The organism is Brevibacillus invocatus (assembly GCF_003710915.1).
Classification (GTDB): Bacteria; Bacillota; Bacilli; order Brevibacillales; family Brevibacillaceae; genus Brevibacillus; species Brevibacillus invocatus.
Genome location: NZ_RHHR01000065.1, coordinates 1 through 1,797, shown reverse-complemented (window position 1 = coordinate 1,797; position 1,797 = coordinate 1). Strand labels below are relative to the sequence as shown.

The window sequence follows — 1,797 nt, the reverse complement described above, 5'->3', positions numbered from 1 at the left end:
TTCTTTCAGAACCGAAGGACGGATTCTTTCCCCATACTTTTTAACAAAGGGATTCCAATGATCGATAAAAATCGGATTAACCCCCTAGGTTTGGACACATACTCTCTTATTCTTACTTTTTCATAGCTTTTCGTTTTTGGGTGAGGAATACTATTGACGGTAACGGCTTGACATGGAGCCTCTACGGGCATAATTTCTTACTCAAGTCCGATGCCTAAGGGTTTCGTAAGGCTACCCAGCCTATCATGCCCGCCTCTCCATGTAAAGCCTAACGAACTTTCCGGTATGAATCCATGTGACTCTAGATTATTACACACGAACGGCTTTAATGGGGATAGGACTTACTTGGTTTTGTCTATAAAACTCGGCAGGTGCTAAATCACGAATGCTAGAGTGAATTCTTCTCTCGTTGTAAAACTTCATATACTCGGTTACCACCTCATACGCTTCCTTGTACGTTTCAAATTCGTGTCGAGATAAGCAATCGTCCTCCAATAGTCGGTGAAAGGACTCAATATGTGCATTCATATTCGGAGTCCTGGGCGGAATTCTCTCATGTTCAACCTTGAATGATTCACAAGCCTCTTGGAAGGCATGGGAAATAAACTGTGGTCCATTGTCTGATCGGATCACAGGTTTTGGGTCATCTTCAAATAATTGGCGTTTCCATAGAGCCTGTTGTAGAGTTCTTGCCACATCTTTTCCTTCACAAGTTAATCCGATATGATAGGCAACTGCCACTCGATCATAGACATCTAAGACGGTCTGAATAAAGAAAAAGCGGTCTTCTCCTACAATGTAACCATACTTGATATCTGTCTCAAAAAGCTGATTCGAATTCGTAATGTTACGGTTTCTAGCAAGCTTTCTAGGGTAATGCGTTCGTTTCTGGCGTTGTGGACGAAGAATATCTAGCTCTGTACAGAGTCGATAGACTTTCTTCTTGTTGATAATTAAATCATGCTCGCGGCGCAGGAGAACGGTTAGTTTGCGATAACCGTAGGCATACCCGTCTCCAGTGATGCTCTCCATCAGCCACTCCTTGATTTGTTCATCGGAAACCTTGGTTCCATCTTGTTTGAATGAGTAGCCCGGTATTTCTCGTCCCTCACGTACTGTTTTTTCTAGATGTGGTTGAGTCTTTTGTTGCTTATGATAGTAGTAGGTCGATCTCGGAATCCCTATAAGACGAAGCACTAAGGCTGCTTCGTATCCCTGTTGAATATAATGTTCGGCTACTTCAAGCTTTTCAGTAAGTGAGGGTTTTTCTTTTTTATGAGGTCACGCAAGATGGCAATCTCTAAATCCTTTTCACCCAGTAAACGCTTGAGTTGATCGTTTTCTTTAACCAAAGCCTTGGAACCTGCATCATCGACCACAGCCATATTGAAATCCTCGAACTTTCCTGCATCTGCATCTTTCATCCAACGTTGGACGACATTGTAGTGGAGTTCGTATCTTCTGGCAACGGCAGCTCGATTTCCACTTTCCAGAGCTTCTTTTACCACTTGCATTTTAAACTCATTGGAGTATTGTTTTCGTTTCATTGTTGCCTTCCCCCTGTTCACATATAGTGTACTAAATTACACTCCATGTGTCCAAGTTTCCTAAGGGGCTATTGAGAAGGAAGATTTGATTATATAAAGGACGTTCAAAAACTAGAAGAATTGGTAAGGATATTTCCAAATATGAGTGGCTGCGCCATCCTTCTTACCAATGATAGTGCTTACTGGAAAAAACCTCTAAAAAAAGAAACGGCCGACGCAGATTTTAGAATACACGAAGGGAAAGTTGTTG

2 protein-coding genes are annotated in these 1,797 nt (G+C 42.0%); both read right to left on the bottom strand.

Annotation, left to right across the window (positions count from 1 at the left end; all coding sequences use genetic code 11):
* Positions 1-309: 309 nt before the first annotated feature.
* Positions 310-1,224, bottom strand: coding sequence for an IS3 family transposase (locus tag EDM52_RS23545; protein ID WP_035317551.1), 915 nt, complete (start codon positions 1,222-1,224; stop codon positions 310-312).
* Between the two features lie 11 nt (positions 1,225-1,235).
* On the bottom strand, positions 1,236-1,547 hold the full coding sequence (locus EDM52_RS23540) for a transposase (RefSeq protein WP_007786541.1): 312 nt from the start codon (positions 1,545-1,547) through the stop codon (positions 1,236-1,238).
* Positions 1,548-1,797 lie beyond the last annotated feature (250 nt).